Source organism: Psychrobacter piscatorii (assembly GCF_904846415.1).
GTDB lineage: Bacteria > Pseudomonadota > Gammaproteobacteria > Pseudomonadales > Moraxellaceae > Psychrobacter > Psychrobacter piscatorii.
In genome coordinates this window covers 1-923 of record NZ_CAJHAR010000092.1, presented here as the reverse complement: position 1 = coordinate 923, position 923 = coordinate 1, and the positions used below count along the sequence as shown (strand labels likewise).

The window sequence follows — 923 nt, the reverse complement described above, 5'->3', positions numbered from 1 at the left end:
TATAGTCTTAATATAGTCTAATCCAAATAAAACCGATACAATATTTATAACAATCTTAATTAATGAAATAAACAATGACTTATTCAATAGACTATCGCAAACAGGTACTTTCTAGCATCGCTGATGGCATGACCATACGAGAAGCTGCGCTGTTTTATGGACTTAGCACCAGCACCATTCACAGCTGGCAGCAGAACCTAACTCCTAAAACAACCAGAAATAAAGCACCAACTAAAATACCTGATGACGCATTGATTGAAGACGTAAAAACATATCCAGATGATTATAACTATGAAAGAGCTCGTCGCTTGAACTGTAGTAAGACTGGCATCTTTAATGCTTTAAAGCGTCTTGGTATCAGTCAAAAAAAAGACCTTAGAACATCCAAAAGCGTGTCCGATAAAAAGAGCGGTATTCCAGAATAAGCTTGATAGCTTTACGCAGCAAGGCTATCCCATTGTGTATATGGATGAAAGCGGCTTTGAGGCTGAAACCATTCGTTCTCATGGCTATGCACCGATTGGTAAACCTTGTATTGATAGCTACAACTGGCAAGCAAAGAAGCGTACGAATGTCATCGGAGCTCTCTATGAAAAAATGCTGTTTGCGCTTGACTACTTTGAGACAAATATCAATAGCCATATATTTTATGACTGGTGTAAGTTCACACTTATTCCAAGTCTTAAAACCAAGTGCGTGATTGTCATGGATAACGCTCGGTTTCATAAAAGCAGACGTATCCAAAAACTACTCAACAGACATGGCCACCGTATTCTTTGGCTGCCGCCGTACAGCCCTGATCTGAACCCTATTGAGAAAAAGTGGGCACAGGCTAAATTTCTACGCCAAGGGTGGATGGAGAATAATCTACCTAAACTGTTTCATGATATGGGCTGTATCGATTTTATAAAGATTTAACTATA

General features: G+C 39.0%; 2 protein-coding genes. Both read left to right on the top strand.

The annotated features are described in order from the left end of the window. Window positions 1-74: 74 nt before the first annotated feature. Complete coding sequence (locus JMX83_RS15300) at window positions 75-425, top strand: IS630 transposase-related protein (RefSeq protein ID WP_102093161.1); 351 nt, start codon at window positions 75-77, stop codon at window positions 423-425. Next, a complete protein-coding gene (locus JMX83_RS14980; protein ID WP_227675886.1) occupies window positions 352-918 on the top strand; it encodes an IS630 family transposase in 567 nt (188 codons plus the stop codon). The genes JMX83_RS15300 and JMX83_RS14980 overlap by 74 nt, the downstream gene beginning before the upstream one ends. The last annotated feature ends 5 nt before the right edge of the window (window positions 919-923 follow it).